The sequence below is a fragment of the Aequorivita nionensis genome (genome assembly GCF_046352995.1).
GTDB lineage: Bacteria > Bacteroidota > Bacteroidia > Flavobacteriales > Flavobacteriaceae > Aequorivita > Aequorivita nionensis.
Genome location: NZ_CP130281.1, coordinates 2,051,659 through 2,073,535, shown reverse-complemented (window position 1 = coordinate 2,073,535; position 21,877 = coordinate 2,051,659). Strand labels below are relative to the sequence as shown.

The window sequence follows — 21,877 nt, the reverse complement described above, 5'->3', positions numbered from 1 at the left end:
CGCGACTAACTCGCCCTTATCGGTCTGGTTGTTATCCACAATTATTGAGGTTATCAACAAAGAAAAGAAAAAGAAGCAAAAAGAAAAGAAAATCAATCACTTACATCATCATTATCAATGTTTTGAAACATCTATGTGAATAACATTGCTAAACTAAGGGCTAGCGCACGTTTGCAACGTGTGCCCGCAACAGTGAGAACCACAGCCAAAAATACATATCAAATGAAAAGCTAGAAATTAAGCGAAGCCGAAGACCTTTTAATAGGAAAGAAAGGCACAAAAGAACGGGATGAATATGAATTTGAGCTAAAGCTTGAACTCCCCTCTGGCGCGCTTTTGCAAAGCCTGCTCATCTAAATAGAGAATTTGCAATGCGACCTTTCTCAATTACCTAACATACGTTACTAAAAATATAATATACATCGCCAATTGCAACACATACAAAGGCAATCACAACTCATGCAAAATCAATTACAACTCCTGCATAACCAATTGCAACTCCCGCAAAGCACATTTCATCTCCCGCAAAGCCATTTGCAACTCCCGCAAAGCACATTTCATTTCCTGCAAAATCAATTACAACTCCTGCATAACCAATTGCAACTCCCGCAAAGCACATTTCATCTCCTGCATAGCCAATTGTAATTCCAGCAAAATTAATTGTAACTTCTGCCTAGCCAATTGCAAATCCGTTAAAACCAATTGCCCCACTATCGCGAGCGTTCTGCTTATAGTATTGAAGAATAAACCTACTAAACACCAAACATATTTATCAACTATATTCCATACTTTTAACCCATCTAAAGCAATAACAAACACGCTTCTTTCGCTAAATGAAACCATATAAATCGCTTAAAACCACCATTCTCTTTCTAGCTATAACAACTCTCCTATCGTGCAACAATGATGAAAAAAACAGCAATACAGACCAAGCCAAGAATCTAATTGGCGTATGGCAACGCAGCGACTTTAGCGAGGAATATGACTACAAACTGTATTTTAATACGGAAGGCAACGGCTACAGTACCGAATACATAGCCCAGCCGGACGGCACCGCAATTTCAAACCTGCGGCCCTTTAGCTGGAGCAGCAGCGAAAACACCTTGACCTTAGATTATGATGACGGCGCTACCGATGCCACCCCCTTTAGCATAAACGCCGCCGGGCAATTGCTGGCCTCGGGTTTAGGCAATGTACCTTTTAACAAGTTATAGTTTTACAGACTTTACAAATAGTAGCGCCATAGCGTGAATTGCTTGATCAAGCCCTCCCTCAATGATTTGCTAAAACGTTCCAAAAACCCGTTACAAAACTCTTAAATCATCTTCAAAAAAATCTAATTAACGTAACTTGCCGACCTATTTAAAAGTGAAAAACATGCAAGACACTAAAGTGCAAAATTATATAAAAGAGGTATTGGAAAATATGCCCGCAGACTGGCTAAACCTCACTACCCACAGACTTGATATTTATAATGAAAGCTTGGCAAAAACCCAGTTTTTAGATCAGTTTGAAAACTTATATCATGCCAATAATGCGGAACCGGCAGCCCTAAAAAAATTACCCACGGCCTATGATTATATCCGTTTGGGCCACCCACTATCCTGCATATTGGAATGGGGAATTGCCAACTTAAATAATGTAGCACCTGAGAATGTAATAACCTTTTCCTCCAAAACGGTTCCCATACTGGCAATCCTACGGAAAAATTTATTGGCCAATAAAAACACCCAAATCCTTTATACCGATGAATTACCAAACTTTTTCGATGCCGACATTGTAAAAAACATCTACGGCTATAATTTTGAACTAAAGAAAATAGAGCAAGGAGCAGCCATTCCAAAATTTAATGGCAGCACCCTCTTCATTTCAGAGAATGAGAAGATTGGCGCTGTTGCGCTCACGCCAACCATTGACTTTTTCCTAAGCCTTCAAGGGCAGCTTGGAAGCACACTGATAGTAAATGGGGAAAAAAACAAAGATTACATTTCAGAAATTCAGCACGTAAGGAGAAGGGAAACCATTGCCATGACGCCTGCCAATTGCTTAATTGCATTAAAATGGCTTGGAAAACAACCCTCTATTGCGCTGAATAATGAAGATGAAAATAAACCAAGCGTATTAAATTCCATAATGGAAATTACCGGTTCCCCCACAGCTGCACTCGTTGGTTCCAGCGGACTCTCTATTCAGTACGCCATTATGATGGGTCTCATCCACGATGCGCAGGAAAAACAAAAAGGGAAAGCCATCAAATTTATTGTCCCTCCAAATTGTTACGGCGGCACAAACGACCAGGCAAGACGTGTGGCAGCTTGTCTTGATAATGTTGAAATAGTAGATTTATTGGTTGATGGTGATAATGAAATGGTACAAAGTATCGATGCCGTTTTAACTAAAATCGCTGCCGAAGATGCCATCCCTTACATCATAGCTGAAATCCCAACAAACCCAAGAGTTGAAGTCCCGGATCTGCAAGAATTGAAAGCTGTTTTAAGCAAAGAGCGCAAAACCGCAACGGGTGAAACTGCTATAGATCCTGTTTTTATTTTGGATCAAACCTTTTGCCCCAACTATCACTTCTTGGGCGAAGGGGAAATACTTTCAACGGTGCGGGCCATTTCGTATGCCAGTGGTTCAAAATTCCCAAGTGGTGGAAAATGTACGGCTGGGTATGTAGTAGGAAATACAAAAACGGCAGCCTTGATGGAAAAAATAGAGTTGCATCTAACCCTCTGCGATAACGAGGCTACAGCGCTTCAATATGAAATTCTGGCAAAGCAATTGCCTTCCATGAAGAAACGGATTATTGATGCTTATTACAATACGCGTGAGTTTGTAAACTTCATCCACGAAACCTTACCGGAAGCAAAGATCAATTTTGTTTCAGAAAGTTTAGCTGCCCAAGGCTTTACCCCTTCTGTGTTTTCATTGGACCTTCCAACAAAGGGAAATACTGCTGAAGAAAAGGAAACCTACAAAAGAGCGTTGAATTTGAAGCTAATCAATTTAATGATTACAAAAATTCCTGATGAATGTAAGTTTTGCGTGAGCTATGGCCAGTTAAAAGGAAGTTACTGGACCATCCCTGCAACCTCAACCCAAGGAACAACTAAGGAAGGCGACAAGGATTATATTGTTCGTGTATCACTTTCAGGAAATATGGACCTTGACCTTCATAAAAAAGTGTTTCTGGAATTTGTTGAAAACATTTAGGGAAGCCGTAAGATGTTGAGGGCAAAACTTGGCAATAGCCCTTTATAATTAGCAAGCCACACCTTAAGCGCCTGACTACTTGTGTTTTGATAGCTGTTTTTTTGTATATTCGAGTATGAAAACGCTGCCATAAGTTCTCCTCTGCTTTGGCCATATATTTTTATATTATGAAAAATTGGCTTGAAAAAGGTATAAATTATTGGGTTGTAGGCTGGGTAGTCATTTCCTTGCTTTTAATAATCATCAGTGCTGCCTTTCGCATCAATAGTTATATAGAAACTCCACAACACGGGCATTTTGACAATTTTGAAGCAGTAAACGCACTTATCTTCAGCCCTGAAAATTCAGGGAAAATAATTTATTATCACGCCTTTTTCATTTTTGATATTATATGGGCAACGCTCTTGTTGAGTATTATCGGCTATCTGATCCGCGATTTGTTTAAGGACAAATTCATTAATTGGGAGCGGCTTAAAATTCTTATTACCATACAGCAGGCGTTTTTGTTCTTTGCCGCATTAGCACTGCTTGCAGATGTTTTGGAGGGCTTTGGTTACGAATTTAAATCGGTACGGGACTTTATTAGTTTAAAATACATCACTCCTGTAAAAGTTTCGCTTTATGCAGTTTGTTTCATGTTCTTGATGTATTGGTTTCTTAAAACCGTCTTTTTACCACACATCAAAACTTTGATTCGGTTTATCCAGACTGCTTTATTGAGCATCCTTTTCATCATCATTATTTATGTAATGGTAACGTTTATGGAGCAAGGCGGCACGCTGATAGTTGACCTTTTTTATAGGCCCGTAAATATTGTGATTCTCTTCTTTTTGCTCAGTTTTTTGGCGCTGGTGCTTTCACACTTTCCGGTGTATAATGATATTTGGCTTTACGGGAACAGAGATTGTGTGAGCCTTGAAATGCCTAAAGACAAAAAGGGTTGGTTGGGTCTTAATATTATATATTTTGACACCAGTAAAGCCAAGCCAGGTTCAAGTGTTACTTTTGATAATGAAGCTGTTAAAAACCTGCGGCGCAGTTTGGGAGTCCTCATTTACATAGCGATGTTCCAAATATTCCTGTTGATGATTCCCCGTTATTTTGGAGTGAATTTTAATGCGTCATACATTTCGGCTTTCTTGCTTCTCATTACATTAATCGTTTATAATTATTGGGGAAAGCGTTATAACAAATGGAAAAAAAACTTAAAAGAAGGCGATGAAGCAACCAAAAAGGAAACCGTTTTATTTATTCTTAAATATGTAAGCAGGTTTCCTCGCTATTATCTGGCTTGTATAATTATGGTTCTTATAACCGCTATTCTCGTAGCCATCTTTAAATGGGACCGCATTCCCTTCACTGCGTTTCTTATCACTTTGGGTTGCCAAATGTATCTCTATGTATATTTCAAAATATGCCGAACCTATTTTAAATACGTATTTTTTTCGAAAGAACTTCACACCGAAAAAAAGGAAATGTTCAATGAAGATATCTTGAAACTCTTTGACAAATACGGCAATGTTGAAAGCCAAAAACTTCCTAAGTATTTGAAGTATTTCGGGAAGTTAAGCGATAACGTGTTTTATTTAAATTTTATGAGGTACAGCGGAATATTCTCCTTGATTTGCCTCATTCTTGCCAATAGCTTTTTTGTGATTGCCAGTTGGTTCAGCCCCTTGGTTATTATTTGTCTCTATATTATTGTTATTTATTCAATCCTCATCATTCTCTTCAAGCATCTATTGTATTATCATAGATTGGAAGAACCGAAGGAAGTAGATGGAATAAAGGATAAAAAGAAAAAAAGTGGCCCAAAGAATTTTTATAAATATTGGTTGCCACTGCTGATTATCTTTTTGTTTTCCGGAGCCATCTATATGACTTCCTTTGAAAATGACCTTCACGAACTCACTGAAGTCAAAACCCTTAATCCTATGGGTTTTGAGGAGTTCATGAGAAATGAAACCAGCAATTCCTTTAAAAAAGACAATTACTTTTTTGTGGGTTCCTATGGCGGGGGACTAAAGGCCAATCTGTGGAATTTATTATTGTTTAACCAATTGGATTCCTTAAGTCAAGGTGAATTTTTTGACCGTAGCATTGTGCTTTCCGGTGTTTCCGGTGGTGCGGTGGGCATAGGCAATTATGCTGCCCTGCGCAATTATCACGACCAAAATGAAAACTTGGATGATGAAATATTTAAAATAGGAAAATCCAATGTATTATCAAATGAACTCACTTACCTCTTGGGGCGCGATATGATTCGGGAATACTTACCGTTCATCAATTTTCACGGCAAGGATCGCTCCTACAAAAGTATGAAGCTGCACGCCAAAAACACAGGCATGCCCATGGATGACTTCCAAAACCTAAGTTATCTAGATTTATGGCGCAATCTTTATAAAAAACGAGAAGGTAAATTCCCTGCGCTTATAATGAATTCCACCTCAGTGGCTGGAAGGCAGGGTGTTGTTTCAACGGTTCAGTTTCCTGACAGTACTTTTGCGGGAGCCGATAATCTTTCAATATTCAAGAATGGTCCTGACTCTGTAGCGCTCACTTATTTTGGGGCAGTATCAACCACCAATCGTTTTCCGCTGTTCAGCCCTACGGCTAAAATTCGTCAAAAAGGAAATTATTTGGATGGCGGCTATTTTGAAAACAGTGGGATGCTCAGCGCATTGGAAGTATATGACGCCATTGAACGCGAAGCGGAATTTAAACAAAAAGTGCAACCTATCTTTATAAATATCATCAATTCTGGCGATTTCTATATTAGGCAAAAGTTGTTTCTGTGGAAATTTTCTTCAAAAACCGTTAAGGAATCAGGAGAATTTGCTTCCATAATTGAAACCGTTACTTCCATTGATAAACTTCCAGGATATATTTATGAGAAAATAAAAAATCGCGGATTTGCAGTTGTTCCTTTAATGATGCCACATAAAATGACCTATGAAAAAGTACGCGCTATTCTAAAAGCAGATGTGGACAACCCATTGGCGCTTATGGACAGCATCCAAAAAAACAATGAAGCCATTGATAAAGCCCTCAAGGATTATAAGGACTATGAATTTGAAAAATGGGGAGTTGTAGAGCCTCCCTTGGCACGTTTGCTGAGCGAACCCGCTGTGCAATACCAAAAGGCTATGGTCTATAAGCATCCAGAAGTTCAAGAAACCTTAGAGCTTATCCTCGATTTCATAAAAACCGATACTGTGGTTACCAATATAAACCAATATAAAGTGCGGCGACCTGTCTCAAAAAACATGGGTGAAAAAATAATTAAAAATGATTCGCTTTAGTTTGTTAAGTATCTTAGTAATTGTTGTTAAATAAAGTAGCAATTCTTACCTGCTGCCTATCTTGCTAGTCTTTTAAAAGTATTTATTTACAGACCTAAAAAATGTAAGTGTAAATTCTTATCAAAAAAAATGAAAAACGAAAGAATCTATAAAATGTCCTTCGCGAGTGTTTATCCTCACTATATAACCAAAGCAGAAAAAAAGGGACGCACCGCAGAAGAAGTAGATACCATAATCCAGTGGCTAACTGGCTATGACCAAAAAGGATTAAAAAAACAGTTAGACACCAAAGTTACCTTTGAAACCTTTTTTGACGAAGCCCCACAATTAAACCCCAACGTTTCAAAAATAACAGGTGTAATTTGTGGCTACCGAGTAGAGGAAATAGAAGAGCCACTAATGAAAAAAATTCGCTATTTGGATAAGCTGATAGACGAGCTGGCAAAAGGTAAAGCGATGGAAAAGATTTTAAGAAAATAGCTTTGTAATTAGTAATTTTCTAAAAATCCAACTATCAAACAATCCAAAAATCTACTTCCTTTTTCTAAAAATATAGCTCATCCAAACTGGATCGTTATCATCAGAAACCACAGATTGGCGGTCCAAAAACTCCCAATCGTGCGCGTTCATATAATTCAGCAAGGTTGAAGTTTCCTCAATATCCTCAATTTCCTCAATAGAGATATTTTGGCCAATGAGTGAAGTCTGTTCCTCCACTTTTATGCGCTTCACCTTCCCTCGGTTGTTGGCTTTCTGAACTACAATAACTTCAAGAAAATTGTATTTGATAATTTCTTGCGAATAGCCTTCCGCTGCAAAAAAAAGGAAAAGGGCAATTATGGAAAAAACTGTGTATTTTTTCATGGTTTTATATTTCTTAGAAAAGTACAATTATATTTTGGGCAACAAAAGTCTGACATAAATAATCTCACCCCTTTTATAAATTTTACAGTAAGGTTGTCCGAGTTTATTTATGATTAATCTAAGATAGTATTACGGACAAATAGACTTCAATAAAAAAACTTTTAACTTTGAGCTTTCAGCTTTAAACTTTCAAATCATGCAATCCAAAGCCACAAACGCAGATCAATACATAGCAGAGCTCCCCGAAGACAGAAAGGAAGCAATGCAAAAACTAAGGGAAGTGGTAAAGAAAAACATTCCAAAAGGCTTTGAGGAAACCATGCAATACGGAATGATAAGCTATGTAGTACCGCACAGTATCTACCCAGGCGGCTACCATTGCAACCCCGAAGACGCACTGCCTTTTATGAGCATTGCTTCTCAAAAAAATCACATAAGTGTTTACCATTCCGGCATCTATGCAGATCCTGAGATTATGGCTTGGTTTGTGGCCGAATACCCCAAACACGCCAGCAACAAACTGGATATGGGAAAAAGTTGTATTCGCTTCAAAAACCCTAAAAACATTCCTTTTGAATTATTTGCAGAATTAACCTCTAAGATGTCCGTTGCCCAATGGATTGCCAAATATGAAAGTGTATTAAAACGATAGCCATTAAAACAACCAGCATAATTCAACACTTTAAAAACGCTCCCGACCTAAGGATACATTCGGAAAAATATTCTTTTGAAAACTTTCAATTTCCAGATGAAAAGATAGATGAAAGCAACTTCAGCTTTCCTAATGATTCGGTTTTAGGCCTGCAAGCCGAAGCCTGTTTTAAAGCGTATTTAAAACAATCAAATAATTTTGAATTGCTTGCTTCAAACCTTCAAATTCAAGGTGCAAAGGAAACTTTGGGGGAATTGGATTATATAGTGCGAAGCCTTAAAACAGATGAAATTATTCATATTGAATTGGCGTGTAAGTTTTATTTATATGATGAAAACGCAGCTGCTTCAGAAGAAGAAAAATGGATAGGCCCAAACCGAAAGGACAGTCTGTTTGACAAATTGGAAAAAGTAAAGTTGAAACAGTTTCCACTGCTCCACACTGCCGAAACCATTCAAAAATTAGCAGAACTAAGCATCACTAAACCTTCCTCACAGGTATTGTGCTTAAAAGCTTTTTTATTTCTTCCGAAGAAAATGACCGATGAAATATTCCCGAAGTCGTTTCAAGATTGTATTGTAGGTTATTATATTAAACCCAACGATTTAGAGTTAGATGAAACAGCTCTCTATGCCATTCCTTCCAAAAAAGAATGGCTTTTGCCAGCAAAATCTCTGACCAATTGGCATAACTTTTCTGAAATCAAACAATTGATTGATGCGCAGCTCAAGATTAATAAGTCGCCATTAATCTATCAAAAAACGCCCCATAAAATGGAGCGCTTCTTTATAGTTTGGTGGTAACAATTAATTGGTTCCGTATTTATCAAAAAGATAAACTAAGCTCGCCATAGTGGCCGCTCCAAGTTCCAGCTCACGCTTGTTAACGGCGTCAAAGGTATCATTGGCAGCGTGGTGATAATCAAAATAACGTTGACTATCGGGACGTAAACCTGCAAGTACATCAATATTATCTTTTAACGGACCAATATCTGCGCCTCCATGTCCTTTTTCGAAATAGTGAATTAAATAGGGTTTAAATAATGGTTCCCAAGTTTTTGCTTTGCTAAAATTTATTTCATTGCTATCAAAAGAAAAACCACGAGGTGTAAAGCCCCCAGCATCACTCTCAAGGGCAAAACGATGGGTTTCCCCTTTACGTTTTGCTTCTTCTGCATATTTATTTCCACCGCGGAGACCGTTTTCTTCATTCATAAACAACACAACTCTAATGGTGTGATTTGGTTTGTAACCCACTTTTTTGAAAAGACGCAGCACCTCCATACTTTGCACGCAGCCGGCCCCGTCATCATGGGCGCCATCGGCAAGGTCCCAACTGTCCAAATGTCCGCCCACGACCATATATTCATTAGGATTGGTACTGCCCGTAATTTCACCAATCACGTTATAGGATTGCACATCGTCAAAGGTTTTACAGTTCTGCTTGAAGTAGAATAAAAGGTTTGGTTGCAATTTCAGCAAACTGCTTAGATAATCTGCTCCGTTGGTACTAATAGCCGCTGCAGGAATTCGTTCGCTCACTGGTGTGTCTCCATAACTCATTGCCCCCGTATGCGGAAAGTCGTCCATACGCAAATTCATAGAACGAACAATAACGCCAAGTGCACCATATTTTGCGGCTTCTGCAGCACCAGAATATCGTTGGTCAACACAGCCACCATAAGCTTCAAAGGTTTGAATTAAATCAGCTTGCATCGGTCTGTTGTAGAAAACTATTTTTCCGGCAAGCTTTTCTTTTCCCAAGGCAGCCAACTCGTCTAAGCCTTTCACCTCTACCACTTCTGCTTTTATGCCAAGACTTGGCGTAGCAACCGAACCACCCAGCGCACAAATATCTGTTACGGTCTTTTCTCCTGTTAAAGATTCTATATAGGCATATTCCTTAAAACCACGGGTCCATTTTGGGACCATTACAGGCTGTAGCCAAACTTTGTCCAGACCAAGTTCATTTAATTCTGCTTCTGTATATTTTACGGCATTTTCTGCTTCAAAGGAACCGGAAAGTCTGCCCCCAATTTCATTGGAAAGATAATCCAGCCAATCATAAGCTTTTCCATCAGTCAATGCGGTCGTGTAAAGCTTTTTCATCATAATAGAATCCTGAACAGCGTTCTGTGAAATGCCCACTGAAGAAAAAAGTAAAAAGAAAAGCAATGTGGAGATTGAAAAGGTTTTCATTGTATAAAATTTAGAAAAATAAGTTTTTTGACTGCGCTTGAACGGAAAAAATCTTGTGCCAAAGCGAATAATTAATCATTTTTAAGACGTTCACGGTATTCGGAAATCTTGGCTTTAATGTCATCGTCCAGTTCCGGTTCTTTGATGTCTTTATATTTTTTAAGCTCTTGAAGCATAATTTCCGCAACTATCACCCGAGCGGTTTCCTTATCATCTGAAGGAATAATATACCAAGGGGCATGTGGTTTTGAAGTGCGGTTAATGGCATCTTCATAACACTTTCTATAATCTTCCCAAAGTTCCCTTTCATCCAAATCACCTGGAGAAAATTTCCAGTTTTTTTCAGGCTTGTCCAATCTGCGGAGTTGGCGATCCTTTTGTTCATCCTTGGATATATTCAAAAAGAATTTGAAAATAATGGTTCCGTTCTGCTGGATTGTCTTTTCAAAATCATTGATCTGCTGAAAACGTTTGTCCCAAAATTCTGTGTCAATATCTTCCAAACTATTCACGTTAGGTAAATTTTCACCAAGAATATATTCTGGGTGTACCCTTGTTACCAGTACATTTTCATAATGAGTTCTATTAAAAACTCCAAATTTTCCGCGTTCGGGCAGTGCAATGTAATGACGCCAAAGATAATCGTGCCTCTTCTCAAGCGCAGTGGGCGTTTTGAAACTATGAACAACTACTCCACGGGCATTAAAATCCTTAAAAACTTCACGGATCAGACTATCTTTTCCGGCTGTGTCCATACCTTGAAGGCAAACCAATACTCCATATTTTCCGTGAGCGTACAATTTATCCTGAAGTTTGCCCAGTTCCTTTCGGGTATTTTCTAAGTGGTCTTCCAGTTTTTTTTCTGAAACACCCAAATCCCAATCGTTTCGTGTACCATCCAATTTTATGGGACCCGTTACTTTAAAATCTTCAATGTTTACTTTTTTCATAACAATTACTTACTTGCAAAAAGTTTCACGTCTTCTTCACTGATTTCTTTTCCACCAAGAATAATCAGTCTTTCTACCACATTACGCAGTTCTCGAATATTTCCTGTCCAGTCATATTCCTGTAACAATTTTATGGCTTTTTCGGTGAATTTCTTTTTTGCTGTGCCGTGTTCGCTGGAAATTTTTTCGGAAAAATAATTTACCAACAGGGGTATGTCATCTCTTCTATCATTTAAAGCAGGAACTTTCACAAGAATCACCGCCAGCCTGTGATATAAATCCTCACGAAAACGACCTTCTTCTATTTCCTTCTTTAAGTCTTTATTGGTCGCTGTTATAACGCGTACGTCAACCTTTATATCTTTATCGCTCCCCACTCTTTGCACCTTGTTTTCCTGTAATGCACGAAGTACTTTTGCTTGAGCGGAAAGGCTCATATCTCCCACTTCATCCAAGAAAATGGTTCCACCATTGGCGGCCTCAAACTTTCCTGCTCTTTCTTTGATTGCTGATGTAAACGCACCTTTTACGTGACCGAAAAGTTCGCTTTCTATCAGTTCACTAGGTATTGCGGCGCAGTTAACCTCTATCATCGGGCCATTGCTTCGCTCGCTTTTTTGATGAAGCCAATGTGCCACCAGCTCTTTTCCTGTTCCGTTGGGGCCAGTAATTAGAACTCGGGCCTCGGTAGGCGCCACTTTTTCAATCATATCTTTTATAAGTCCGATTTCTTGTGACTCACCAACCATTTCATAGTTTTTGGAAACCTTCTTTTTGAGCCGACTGTTTTCAACAACCAATTCTTTTCGGTCTAACGCAATGCGCACGGTGTTCAGCAATCGGTTTAAATCTGGCGGTTTTGAAATATAGTCAAAAGCACCCATTTTCATTGTATTTACGGCGGTTTCCAAATCGCCGTGACCAGAAATCATGACCATTGGTATTTCAGGTTTTATTTTTTTTACTGCTTCCAAAACCTCAACACCGTCCATTTTTGGCATTTTGATATCGCAAAGCACCAAATCAAAATCTTCTTTTTTTATTATTTCCATTCCGGCAAGGCCATCTTCGGCTTCAAAAACTTCGTAACCTTGATTTTCTTCGGAAAGAATTTTAACCAAAACCCTTCTGATTGCTGCTTCGTCTTCTATTATAAGTATTCTGTACATTTAATATTTCAATTTTATTTCTGCCCTAAAATAAGGTCTTTTTCGGCAATATTATTTCTTAATATTTAAGCCATTTGAAAATCTCTTTATAGGTAGGTTTCTTTCCGTACATTAAAATTCCCACGCGATAAATCTTAGCTGCAAACCACACCATTCCAATAAAACTACTGAATAGAATTACAACGGAAATAATCTGTTGCCAAACAGGAACGCCAAAGGGAATGCGCATTAGCATCACTACCGGAGAGGTAAACGGAATGTATGAAAACACTTGCGAGACAGTGCCGTGCGGATTGTCCATTACAGTAAAAAACCCAACATATACCGCTAAAATAAGTGGCATCAAAATAGGCATCATAAATTGTTGGGTATCGGTTTCACTATCAACTGCGGCGCCAACCGAGGCATATAATGAAGCGTAGAGTAAATACCCACCAACAAAGAAAAGGATGAACATCACTATTAAATTTAAAATTGGCAAGTTATTAATTTCCAACATTACATCATGTAAAACTTGCTGTGTGCCGCCATCTATGCTATTTTCCATAATCTGTTGTGATGGAGAGGCGGAAGCTGCATCAATTCCAAAAATAGAGGTTACCACCGTCATCAAAACCAAAATTAAAACCACCCAAACTAAAAACTGGGTAATACCCGCCAAAGTGGTTCCAAATATTTTTCCCAAGAGCAAAACACGTGGCTTTACAGATGAAATGATTACTTCTATGACCCTACTGGTTTTTTCTTCTATTACACTACGCATAATCATGTTTCCATAAATGATGATAAACATAAAGAGCAGATAGCCAGCGGCGGCACCAAAAGCCAATTTTAAACCAGAACCGAGTTTGGAGGTTTCCTTCCCTTTAAAAGTTTCTTGATTGGTATTGATGTCTATATGAAGGCTTTTAATAGTTTCTGAATCAATTCCAGCTTCTTTCAACTTTAGCGTATTCACCTTAGTTTCCAACATACTGTTGATATCGCTCATCATTGAAAGCGATGGTGAATCTTCGGAATAAAAAGTTATTTTTTTGGAAAGGTCTTCTAAGTTTTCAGTTTTTGGAATGAATAGTAAACCATAATCTTCTTCAATTTCAGCTTGCTTTTTTGCGGCTTCCAAGGAAATGTTTTGCAATATTTTATACTGCATATGTGGTGAACTGTTGAATTCATCTGTAAATAATCCAGTTTCGTCCAATATTGAAATCTTTCGAACTGTATCGCTGTTCAAACTAGACAAATAGGCAACCAATGCAAAAATACCTACAAAGATAAACGGGCTCAAAAAAGTCATTATTATGAACGATTTATTGCGAACTTTGGTTAGGTATTCCCTTTTTATAATGAGCGAAAGGTGGTTCATTGTGGTTTAATTTTTTTGAATCGTTTCAATAAAAATATCGCTAGCAGAAGGAATTACTTCTACAAAATGGGTCAACTGACCCTGTGAGGTAAGGTAGTTTACAAAATCATTTGTAGATACTGAATCTGGCACTTTTACTTTGTATTGTAATTCATCATTAATGCTTTTAAATGTTGCCGGAAATACTTCAAATTTTTCCATTAACGAAGCCGAAATGGCTGCATGGTTTGGGGTTATCAATCCTATTTCAAACATATTGCTTCTGTATTGACGCTTAATATCGATCAACTTACCATCCAATATTTTATTGGATTTATGGATTAGCGCAATGTGGTCACACATTTCCTCTACAGATTCCATTCGGTGTGTTGAAAAAATAACGGTTGCACCGTCATCGCGAAGTTTTAATATTTCATCTTTTATGAGATTGGCATTTATAGGGTCAAAACCACTGAAGGGTTCGTCAAAAATTAACAATTTCGGCTTGTGAAGCACTGTTACCACAAACTGGATTTTCTGTGCCATTCCTTTGGACAGTTCCTGTATTTTTTTGTCCCACCAATCGCCAATCTGCAAACGGTCAAACCAATATTTCAATCGCTCTTTTGCTTCTTGTTTTGAAAGCCCTTTAAGTTGTGCCAAATAAAGAGCTTGCTCTCCAACTTTCATTGTTTTATAAAGTCCACGTTCTTCGGGCAAATAACCAATGAATTTAATGTGATGCGGCTGGAGCGGTTCGCCATCCAAAATGACTGAGCCAGAGTCGGGCAATGTAATTTGATTTATTATTCTGATTAAGGTTGTTTTTCCGGCACCGTTTGGCCCCAATAGTCCGAATATGCTTCCTTTTTCTACCTCTATGGAAACGTTATTAAGCGCTTTATAATCACCATAGACTTTGGAAACATTGTTGACCACTAAAAGTTTTTCCATGAATTTTCTTTGAAGTATGTAAATATATTGATTTGATAGTATCTCAACCTTTAAAGGGGCAAGATTTATGATTTTTTTTAGACAATAGAAATAGTAATTCAGCAATTCTCATTTTTGGATCCAAGAAGGGTAAAAACAAAACCCACCCAAAAATTGAATTCTTGGGTGGGAAAAAAAATTGCTATGAAAAAGAAAAATTATCGCCTCTAAGACGAAGCGACATTTCAAATATATATAAAAATATTTATTTAACGTTTGGTTAAGAGAACATATCTTTAACTTTTTCAAAAAATGATTTGTCTTCTTTTTCAGGTTTAGGTTGAAAATGAGCATCATCACTCATTTTTTCAAAAAAATCTTTTTGTTCTTTTGACAGGGATTTTGGGGTCCAGACATTTACATGGACCAATAAATCACCAGTTCCATAACCATTTATACTTGGGATTCCTTTATTGCGAAGTCTTAATATTTTTCCGCTCTGTGCGCCGCTATCAATTTTAATACGGACCTTGCCGGTAACGGTTTCTATTTCTTTGGAAGTGCCCAAGGCAGCTTCAGAAAAACTTATGTATAAATCATAATGGAGATTGTCTCCTTCACGTTGAAGTGTATCATGCGGTTTTTCTTCAATGGCCACCAAAAGGTCTCCAGGTATTCCATTGCCAGGTGCATCGTTTCCTTTTCCAGAAACTTTAAGTTGCATTCCATCAACAACGCCAGCGGGTATTTTGATTGATACCGTTTCTTCGGTAACCAACATACCCTCAGCATCTGCATTGGCTGGTTTTGAATCTACAATCTGACCCAACCCTCCACAAGCACTACACGTGGCAGATGTTTGCATCCTACCCAAAATAGTGTTCTGGATACGGGTTACTTGACCCTGACCATTACAGGTTGAACAGGTTTTATATGTGGTTCCCTGAGCAAGTTTTTTACGCTTAACTTTTATTTTTTTCTCAACGCCGTTGGCTATTTCCTCCAAAGTAAGTTGCACGCGGATACGAAGGTTACTTCCTTTTACGGTTCTGCGGCCACCGCCACCAAAACCGCCGCCAAAGCCACCACCGAAAGCACCGCCAAAAATATCTCCAAACTGGCTGAAGATGTCATCCATATTCATACCACCGCCGCCAAAACCGCCGCCGCCGTCAAAAGCACGATGACCAAATTGATCATAGCGGGAACGCTTGTTTGGATCACTGAGAACTTCATAAGCTTCCGCGGCCTTTTTAAACATAGCCTCCGCTTCGTGATCACCCGGGTTTTTATCAGGATGGTATTGCAATGCCTTTTTTCGGTATGCTTTTTTAATTTCGGCTGCCGAAGCACTTTTTGAGATTTCTAAAATTTCGTAATAATCTTCCTTCATATTTTATTGTCCTATAACCACTTTTGGATAGCGGATTATTTTGTCGCCCAAAGTATATCCTTTTTCAACCACATCAATAATTTTACCTTTTAATTTTGCGTTGGGAGCGGGAATTTGTGTTATTGCTTCATGTAAATCGGCATCAAATGTGTCTCCCGCTTTTGCGTCTATTAGCTCTAGTCCTTTAGAGCGTAAGGTTTCGCGCAATTTATTGTTAATGAGTTCCACTCCTTTAAAATGATTGTCACCCTCCATTTTTTCAATTTCCTTCAATGCGCGCTCAAAGTCATCCAATATGGGCAGCATGGAAACTATTACATCTTCGCCTGCGGTTTTGAACATTTCAACACGTTCGCGGGAAGTGCGTTTTTTATAATTTTCAAATTCGGCAAAAAGACGCAGATAGCGGTCTTTTTCGCGTTCAAACTCATTTTGTAATTCCGAAATGGCATCAGCTACATTTTCTTCAGCTATTTCTTGCTCGTTTATTTCTGTATCGTCAAAACTTACCTCTTCTTCGCGGTCGGTTTGTTTGAATTTATCGTTTTTGCTCATAATAGCGTTTTCTTTCAATTTTTTCAGAAGGGAGCAAAAGTACTGCCATTTGTTCTAAAATGTCAAAATGTCACAGGATTTAATTTAATATTACTTTAAGAGAAAAATTCGGCTTAAAGTATATTTTTGCAGCTTGAAACAAAAAACAACAACTATGAAATCAACATTTTTGAAAATTACATTAATGGCTTTTATTACAGTAGGTGCATTTTCTTGTAAAAACACTGAAAAAGAAGCTGAAGCAATGACCGAAGTAGCTGCAGAAGCTACAGATATGGCAACAGAATACACAGTGGATACAGCAGCTTCACAAATTATGTGGGAAGGTGCAAAACCAACTGGAAGTCATCATGGAACAATTAAACTTTCATCTGGAACTATTCATCTTAACGAAGGCAAAGCTGAAGCTGGAAATTTCGTGATTGATATGAACACAATTAACGATGAGGATTTAGAAGGTGACGATAAAGCAAATTTAGAAGCTCACTTAAAAGGAACTGTTGAAGGTAAAGAAGGTGACTTTTTTAATGTGAAAGAATTTCCAACCGCAAAATTTGAAATGACAGGTATTGAAAACAATATGGTTAAAGGAAACTTGACCATTAAAGACAAAACCAATGCTATTGAATTTCCTGCAACCGTAACTATGGAAGGCGATAAAATGATGCTGAAAAGCGAAACTTTTGAAATTGATAGAACTAAATGGGATGTTAACTATGGCTCAAAATCCATTTTCCCAAGCTTAGGTGATAAGTTCATTAATGATGCTATCAAAATCACTGTTTCTTTGGTTGCTACTAAAGCGTAACCTTAAACATTTAAAAACAACTGAAGAGAGGCAAATTTGCCTCTCTTTTTTTATAATAAATCCTGCAGTGCGTTTTCCAAATTGTAAAACTTAAACTGATAACCAAGTTGCTCAATTTTATGGGAACTGACCAATTGTCCTTCCAAGACCAAAACGGACATTTCACCCAATAAAAGTTTTAATGTAAACGCAGGAATATTGGGCATCCAAAGTGGACTGTCTAGTTTTGAGGCAATCATTTTTGTCATTTTTTTATTTTGAACTGGGTTTGGAGCCACGGCATTGTATTTTCCTTCCAATTGGTTTTTAAGAAGAAAAAGATAAATTCCAGCAATATCCTGAATATGAATCCAAGACTGCCATTGGTCTCCACTCCCCAAAGGAGCACCAACCCCAAATTTGATGGGTTTTATTAGTTTTGGCAGAGCACCTTCTTCTTTTGCCAGCACTACGCCAGTTCGCACCTTGCTCACTTCCATTCCAGAGTTTTTAAATTTTGCAGCAGCAGTTTCCCAAGCTACAACTACTTCAGCTAAGAAGGTATCATCAATTTCGTTGTCTTCTTCAGTATATAATTTTGTTTTGGAATTAGGATAAATCCCCACTCCGCTCGCTGTAATAAAATGCACAATATTGTGATCTATATTTTGCAATGTGTCGTAAAGAAGGTTTATGGATTCTACCCTACTGTCCAGAATGATCTTTTTATATTGTTTTGTCCAACATTTTGAAATGGAAGCACCCACTAAATTAATTATTGCAGTTACTCCATCAAAAGCCTCAATATCAATTTCACCTTTTTTAGGATTCCAGTAAAATCCTTTATAATTTTCACTTTTTTCAATTTTTTCTTTACTGGTCGTGAGGTAATTAACAGCAATTCCTTCATTATGACATTGCCTAACCAATTCACTGCCAATAAGCCCTGTAGCCCCTGTTATCAACACTTTCTTAATCATAATTCTAAATTTAGAGATTCAAAAGCAAACAGCAAAGGGTGTTAACGGAAGATTGTGAATTGTTTAATTATGAATTTAGAATTCAGGATTTGGCGCCCTCAATATTTAGTTTCGCTGAATGTCAACAATCACTTTGTGCCCCTCAGCATTTCTTTTTTTCCAGGGGGGCCGGGAAGACGTTCAACGGAAAATCCCACTGCTTGCATTGCCCGACGGGCGTTTCCATTGGCGGCATAAGTTACCAATACACCGTTTGGTTTTAGCGCACTGAACATTTTTTTAAATATTTCTTCAGTCCAAAGTTCGGGCTGAACCCGAATTCCAAAAGCATCAAAATATATAAGATTGAAACTATTCTCATTATTTATTTCTGAGAAGAATTGCTTTTGTTTTGTAAGTCTAAAATTGTCTGAAATAGCAGTTTTTTCTTCCCAAGAAATTTCGTGAAGCTTTAAAAATTTTTCTTCGGAAGCATTCAAAAGTGAAGTGTAATTAAGTTTTTCAATTTCATCCAAACTTAATGGATAGGCTTCTACCCCTGTATAATCAATCTGAAAAACATTTTTTTCAGTTTCCAAAAAAGTTAGCAACGCATTTAAGCCAGTGCCAAAACCGATTTCCATTATAGAGATTTCAGTTGCAGCGTTTTTAGAAGACCAATAATAAAGTCCTTCCTTTATAAAAACATGAAGGGCTTCGGCTATTGCTCCATGCTTAGAGTGGTATTGTTCATCCCACTCCGGAATATGCAAAGTATAAGAGCCGTCACCCGTTTTTAATAAAGTTCTTTTCAAAAATTACTATTTTTCAACTTCTGGGATAAGTACGCCATCAGCTTCAAAAGCAAGGGTGCGTTTTGTTTCTGTGATGGCTGCAATTTCTTCAGCAGATTTTCCACCATCTTCAGCGTAGTGGCGTTGATCTTCTACGCTCATCTCTTCAACATATGCTTTTCCGTTTACAATTATCTCTTGTCCAGCAATGTCTTTCGGCATAAAGAATCCATAATCCTTAAACCGAACCATTGCTTCTTGTTCTCCCATTTCAAGATTCATCCAACAACCTTTTTTCTGGCAAACGTCTTTTACGGTTGCTGCAAATTTTACAGTTACCGTATCACCGGGTTTTAGGTCTTTGTATTTATCAATCATTTCGGTTTTCGTCAACACATTTTCATCGGTAATTTTGTCACCAAAAGTTTGATAATTTATTGCAATTTCTTCTTTTTCAACCGCAGGTTTTTCTTCGGTTTTTTCGTTTTTACAACCTAATACTACAAATGATAACGCTACTAAGAATAGAATTTTTTTCATCATAAAAATGTTTAATAATTAATTGATTGATACTACGTTGCAATTTTAATGATTTTTTGAATTTTATATGGCCTAAATTTTACCTATTTTTACCGAATAAACATTTCTTTTAATGAATTCTTCCACCACACAAAAAATTGACATACAAAAAGTTGAATCTTCCAGAATTGGAGAAGTAGATTTTAACAATCTTATCTTTGGAAGTACTTTTAGCGATCACATGTTTGAATGTGATTATAAAGATGGTGCGTGGCAAAACCCAACCATTAAACCTTACGGACCATTAACAATTTCACCTGGAGCTAAAGTTTTTCATTACGGTCAGGCCGTTTTTGAAGGAATGAAGGCCTATAAGGATGAAAAAGGAAAGATATGGTTATTTAGGCCAGAACAGAATTTTTTACGAATAAACAAATCTTCTGTCAGGATGGCGATGCCAGAATTTCCAAGAGAGATTTTCTTTGAAGCGCTTACTTCACTTGTTAAATTAGATAAGGATTGGGTTAAGCCAGGGCTTGGAAATTCATTGTACATCCGTCCTTTTGTAATGGGAACTCAAGTTGGCGTGGGAGCATCTCCATCAACGGAATATAAGTTTATGATTTTGATGTCGCCAGCACAAGCATATTATACAGGTGATGTGAAAGTAGTTATTGCTGATCATTACAGCCGTTCAGCAAATGGAGGCGTGGGTGCTGCAAAAGCTGCAGGAAATTATGGCGCACAGTTTTTCCCAACCAATTTGGCGCGTGAAAAAGGTTTTCAGCAAGTTATCTGGACAGATGCCAGTAACCACCAATATTTGGAGGAGGCGGGAACAATGAATGTGTTTTTTAGAGTAAATGACACTTTGCTCACCGCACCAATTAGCGACAGAATATTGGATGGTGTAACCCGAAAAAGTGTGATAGCACTTGCAAAACAAGATAATATTACGGTAGAAGAAAGGCCCGTTTTAGTCTCAGAAATAGTTGAAGCCGCTGAAAATGGGAGCTTAAAAGAAATTTTTGGCGCAGGTACCGCAGCAGTAATTAGCCCAGTAAGTGCTTTTAGTTATAAAGAAAAAACATACGAACTTGACAAGCAAGATGACGGTTTTGCAACAAGATTTAAAAAAGAACTTCTGGATATTCAGTATAACCGCAGTGAGGATCCTTTTGGTTGGAGATACGAGGTTTTGTAAAAGATAAATCTTAAGCTCCAAAAGCTTTAAATAAGGAATCAAATTCCAAATTCCAAAAAATCAAAAACTTTGGAATTTGGAATTTTTATTTATTGAGTATTTCCTGAATTTTCGGCTTAAAATAATTGGGCCCTTTTAAAACTTTTCCGTCTTCGCGATAAATAGGTTTTCCGTCCTCGCCCAGTTTGCTCATATTACTCCGCTGAATTTCGTTGAAAACTTCTTCAATTTTATATTGCATTCCGTGTTCTATAATAGTTCCACAAAGAATGTAGAGCATGTCGCCAAGAGCGTCGGCAACCTCAACCAAATCATTGTTATTGGCGGCCTCAAGATACTCCTCGTTTTCTTCGCGCATCAATTCATAGCGCAACAGATTTTTTTTTATTCCAAGATCAGCAGTGGGAGTTTCTTTCATTCCAAGACCAAAGGCTTTGTGAAATTCGGAAACTGCAGCTATTTTGTTCTTCATATTGTTATTTTAAGGTTGTAAATTTGCCTTGTAAAACTACAAATTTATGTTCACTACCGGCCAATTGGTTTTTGCAATTATTGTTTTTGTCGCCTTCATCTTTCTTATGATTTACAGTTATCGTGGTGACAAAAAACTCCATAAAAAACAGTATAAGGGAAGTTTATGGATTTTAATTGGCTTTATCTTTTTTATTGGCTTTTTGATCGCGCTAAAATTGTATTTAAAGAATTAAGGAGTGCGACTTGTTTTTTACAAGAAATTGCTTCATTAATTTAATATTTCTCTCCGTTTGAAATAGATTAAACCTCTTTTTGGTTTTTTATTTTCTAAAAACCCTTCTATAAAAATACCTCAACGTAGGTATTTTTTTGTTTTTATCGGCAATCTATATTTGTCATATTTAGATTAAAGAATATTAAACATATTTAAAAAAAACCTTTTAGTGCATTGTGAGTGAGGAAGTTTTTTTCTTCTTGAAGAGGAGGTGAAAATTATAAGTTAAAAAAACGATGCACTAGTTGGTTTTAAAATAAAAAATTATCCGTGATTCCTTAAAGACGAG

21 protein-coding genes are annotated in these 21,877 nt (G+C 37.5%); 8 read left to right on the top strand and 13 right to left on the bottom strand.

The annotated features are described in order from the left end of the window. Positions 1–457 precede the first annotated feature (457 nt). Positions 458–619 (bottom strand): hypothetical protein, encoded by a 162-nt coding sequence (locus tag Q2U82_RS09385; RefSeq protein WP_410004619.1) that lies wholly within the window; start codon positions 617–619, stop codon positions 458–460. Between the two features lie 214 nt (positions 620–833). Here Q2U82_RS09385 and Q2U82_RS09380 point away from each other — a divergent pair, with 214 nt between their 5' ends. The 4 genes from Q2U82_RS09380 (at position 834) to Q2U82_RS09365 (ending at position 6,998) form a co-directional block, all read left to right on the top strand. After that, positions 834–1,214: a lipocalin family protein gene (locus Q2U82_RS09380; RefSeq protein ID WP_410004618.1), complete on the top strand. Its 381-nt coding sequence runs from the start codon at positions 834–836 to the stop codon at positions 1,212–1,214. A 163-nt stretch (positions 1,215–1,377) separates the two neighbouring features. Then, on the top strand, positions 1,378–3,216 hold the full coding sequence (locus tag Q2U82_RS09375) for a cystathionine beta-synthase (RefSeq protein WP_410004617.1): 1,839 nt from the start codon (positions 1,378–1,380) through the stop codon (positions 3,214–3,216). A 167-nt stretch (positions 3,217–3,383) separates the two neighbouring features. Beyond that, a complete protein-coding gene (locus Q2U82_RS09370) occupies positions 3,384–6,518 on the top strand; it encodes a hypothetical protein (RefSeq protein ID WP_410004616.1) in 3,135 nt (1,044 codons plus the stop codon). A gap of 129 nt (positions 6,519–6,647) precedes the next feature. Continuing rightward, the gene (locus Q2U82_RS09365) at positions 6,648–6,998 is read left to right on the top strand and encodes a DUF2200 domain-containing protein (protein ID WP_410004615.1); all 351 of its coding nucleotides are present in this window, start codon (positions 6,648–6,650) and stop codon (positions 6,996–6,998) included. Between the two features lie 51 nt (positions 6,999–7,049). Here Q2U82_RS09365 and Q2U82_RS09360 read toward each other — a convergent pair whose 3' ends face one another. After that, complete coding sequence (locus Q2U82_RS09360) at positions 7,050–7,382, bottom strand: hypothetical protein (protein ID WP_410004614.1); 333 nt, start codon at positions 7,380–7,382, stop codon at positions 7,050–7,052. A 196-nt stretch (positions 7,383–7,578) separates the two neighbouring features. Here Q2U82_RS09360 and Q2U82_RS09355 point away from each other — a divergent pair, with 196 nt between their 5' ends. Together Q2U82_RS09355 and Q2U82_RS09350 are read left to right on the top strand one after the other, a co-directional pair. Beyond that, on the top strand, positions 7,579–8,034 hold the full coding sequence (locus Q2U82_RS09355; RefSeq protein WP_410004613.1) for a DUF1801 domain-containing protein: 456 nt from the start codon (positions 7,579–7,581) through the stop codon (positions 8,032–8,034). Further along, positions 8,022–8,837: a DUF1853 family protein gene (locus Q2U82_RS09350; RefSeq protein ID WP_410007151.1), complete on the top strand. Its 816-nt coding sequence runs from the start codon at positions 8,022–8,024 to the stop codon at positions 8,835–8,837. The genes Q2U82_RS09355 and Q2U82_RS09350 overlap by 13 nt, the downstream gene beginning before the upstream one ends. A gap of 3 nt (positions 8,838–8,840) precedes the next feature. Here Q2U82_RS09350 and Q2U82_RS09345 read toward each other — a convergent pair whose 3' ends face one another. The 7 genes from Q2U82_RS09345 to Q2U82_RS09315 form a co-directional block, all read right to left on the bottom strand. Further along, a complete protein-coding gene (locus tag Q2U82_RS09345) occupies positions 8,841–10,232 on the bottom strand; it encodes a M20/M25/M40 family metallo-hydrolase (RefSeq protein WP_410004612.1) in 1,392 nt (463 codons plus the stop codon). A 71-nt stretch (positions 10,233–10,303) separates the two neighbouring features. Next, positions 10,304–11,182, bottom strand: a complete 879-nt coding sequence (locus tag Q2U82_RS09340) for a PPK2 family polyphosphate kinase (protein ID WP_410004611.1) — start codon at positions 11,180–11,182, stop codon at positions 10,304–10,306. A gap of 5 nt (positions 11,183–11,187) precedes the next feature. Further along, positions 11,188–12,351 (bottom strand): sigma-54-dependent transcriptional regulator, encoded by a 1,164-nt coding sequence (locus tag Q2U82_RS09335; protein ID WP_410004610.1) that lies wholly within the window; start codon positions 12,349–12,351, stop codon positions 11,188–11,190. 58 nt (positions 12,352–12,409) lie between these two features. Next, entirely contained in the window at positions 12,410–13,717 is a 1,308-nt protein-coding gene (locus Q2U82_RS09330; protein ID WP_410004609.1) for an ABC transporter permease, read from the bottom strand. A gap of 6 nt (positions 13,718–13,723) precedes the next feature. Next, the gene (locus tag Q2U82_RS09325; protein WP_410004608.1) at positions 13,724–14,650 is read right to left on the bottom strand and encodes an ABC transporter ATP-binding protein; all 927 of its coding nucleotides are present in this window, start codon (positions 14,648–14,650) and stop codon (positions 13,724–13,726) included. 259 nt (positions 14,651–14,909) lie between these two features. After that, on the bottom strand, positions 14,910–16,022 hold the full coding sequence (gene dnaJ, locus Q2U82_RS09320) for a molecular chaperone DnaJ (RefSeq protein ID WP_410004607.1): 1,113 nt from the start codon (positions 16,020–16,022) through the stop codon (positions 14,910–14,912). Positions 16,023–16,025: 3 nt separating this feature from the next. Then, the gene (locus Q2U82_RS09315) at positions 16,026–16,577 is read right to left on the bottom strand and encodes a nucleotide exchange factor GrpE (RefSeq protein ID WP_410004606.1); all 552 of its coding nucleotides are present in this window, start codon (positions 16,575–16,577) and stop codon (positions 16,026–16,028) included. Between the two features lie 154 nt (positions 16,578–16,731). Here Q2U82_RS09315 and Q2U82_RS09310 point away from each other — a divergent pair, with 154 nt between their 5' ends. After that, positions 16,732–17,385, top strand: a complete 654-nt coding sequence (locus Q2U82_RS09310; RefSeq protein ID WP_410004605.1) for a YceI family protein — start codon at positions 16,732–16,734, stop codon at positions 17,383–17,385. Between the two features lie 50 nt (positions 17,386–17,435). On the opposite strand, the gene Q2U82_RS09305 is transcribed toward Q2U82_RS09310, so the two are convergent. The 3 genes from Q2U82_RS09305 to Q2U82_RS09295 form a co-directional block, all read right to left on the bottom strand. Then, positions 17,436–18,344, bottom strand: a complete 909-nt coding sequence (locus Q2U82_RS09305) for a TIGR01777 family oxidoreductase (RefSeq protein ID WP_410004604.1) — start codon at positions 18,342–18,344, stop codon at positions 17,436–17,438. 128 nt (positions 18,345–18,472) lie between these two features. After that, positions 18,473–19,138, bottom strand: coding sequence for a tRNA (5-methylaminomethyl-2-thiouridine)(34)-methyltransferase MnmD (gene mnmD, locus Q2U82_RS09300; RefSeq protein ID WP_410004603.1), 666 nt, complete (start codon positions 19,136–19,138; stop codon positions 18,473–18,475). A gap of 6 nt (positions 19,139–19,144) precedes the next feature. Continuing rightward, the gene (locus Q2U82_RS09295; RefSeq protein WP_410004602.1) at positions 19,145–19,657 is read right to left on the bottom strand and encodes a DUF4920 domain-containing protein; all 513 of its coding nucleotides are present in this window, start codon (positions 19,655–19,657) and stop codon (positions 19,145–19,147) included. Between the two features lie 112 nt (positions 19,658–19,769). On the opposite strand from Q2U82_RS09295, the gene Q2U82_RS09290 reads away from it, so the two are divergent. Beyond that, the gene (locus Q2U82_RS09290) at positions 19,770–20,840 is read left to right on the top strand and encodes a branched-chain amino acid aminotransferase (RefSeq protein ID WP_410004601.1); all 1,071 of its coding nucleotides are present in this window, start codon (positions 19,770–19,772) and stop codon (positions 20,838–20,840) included. Positions 20,841–20,925: 85 nt separating this feature from the next. Here Q2U82_RS09290 and Q2U82_RS09285 read toward each other — a convergent pair whose 3' ends face one another. Further along, positions 20,926–21,312 (bottom strand): hypothetical protein, encoded by a 387-nt coding sequence (locus Q2U82_RS09285; RefSeq protein ID WP_410004600.1) that lies wholly within the window; start codon positions 21,310–21,312, stop codon positions 20,926–20,928. Between the last annotated feature and the right edge of the window lie 565 nt (positions 21,313–21,877).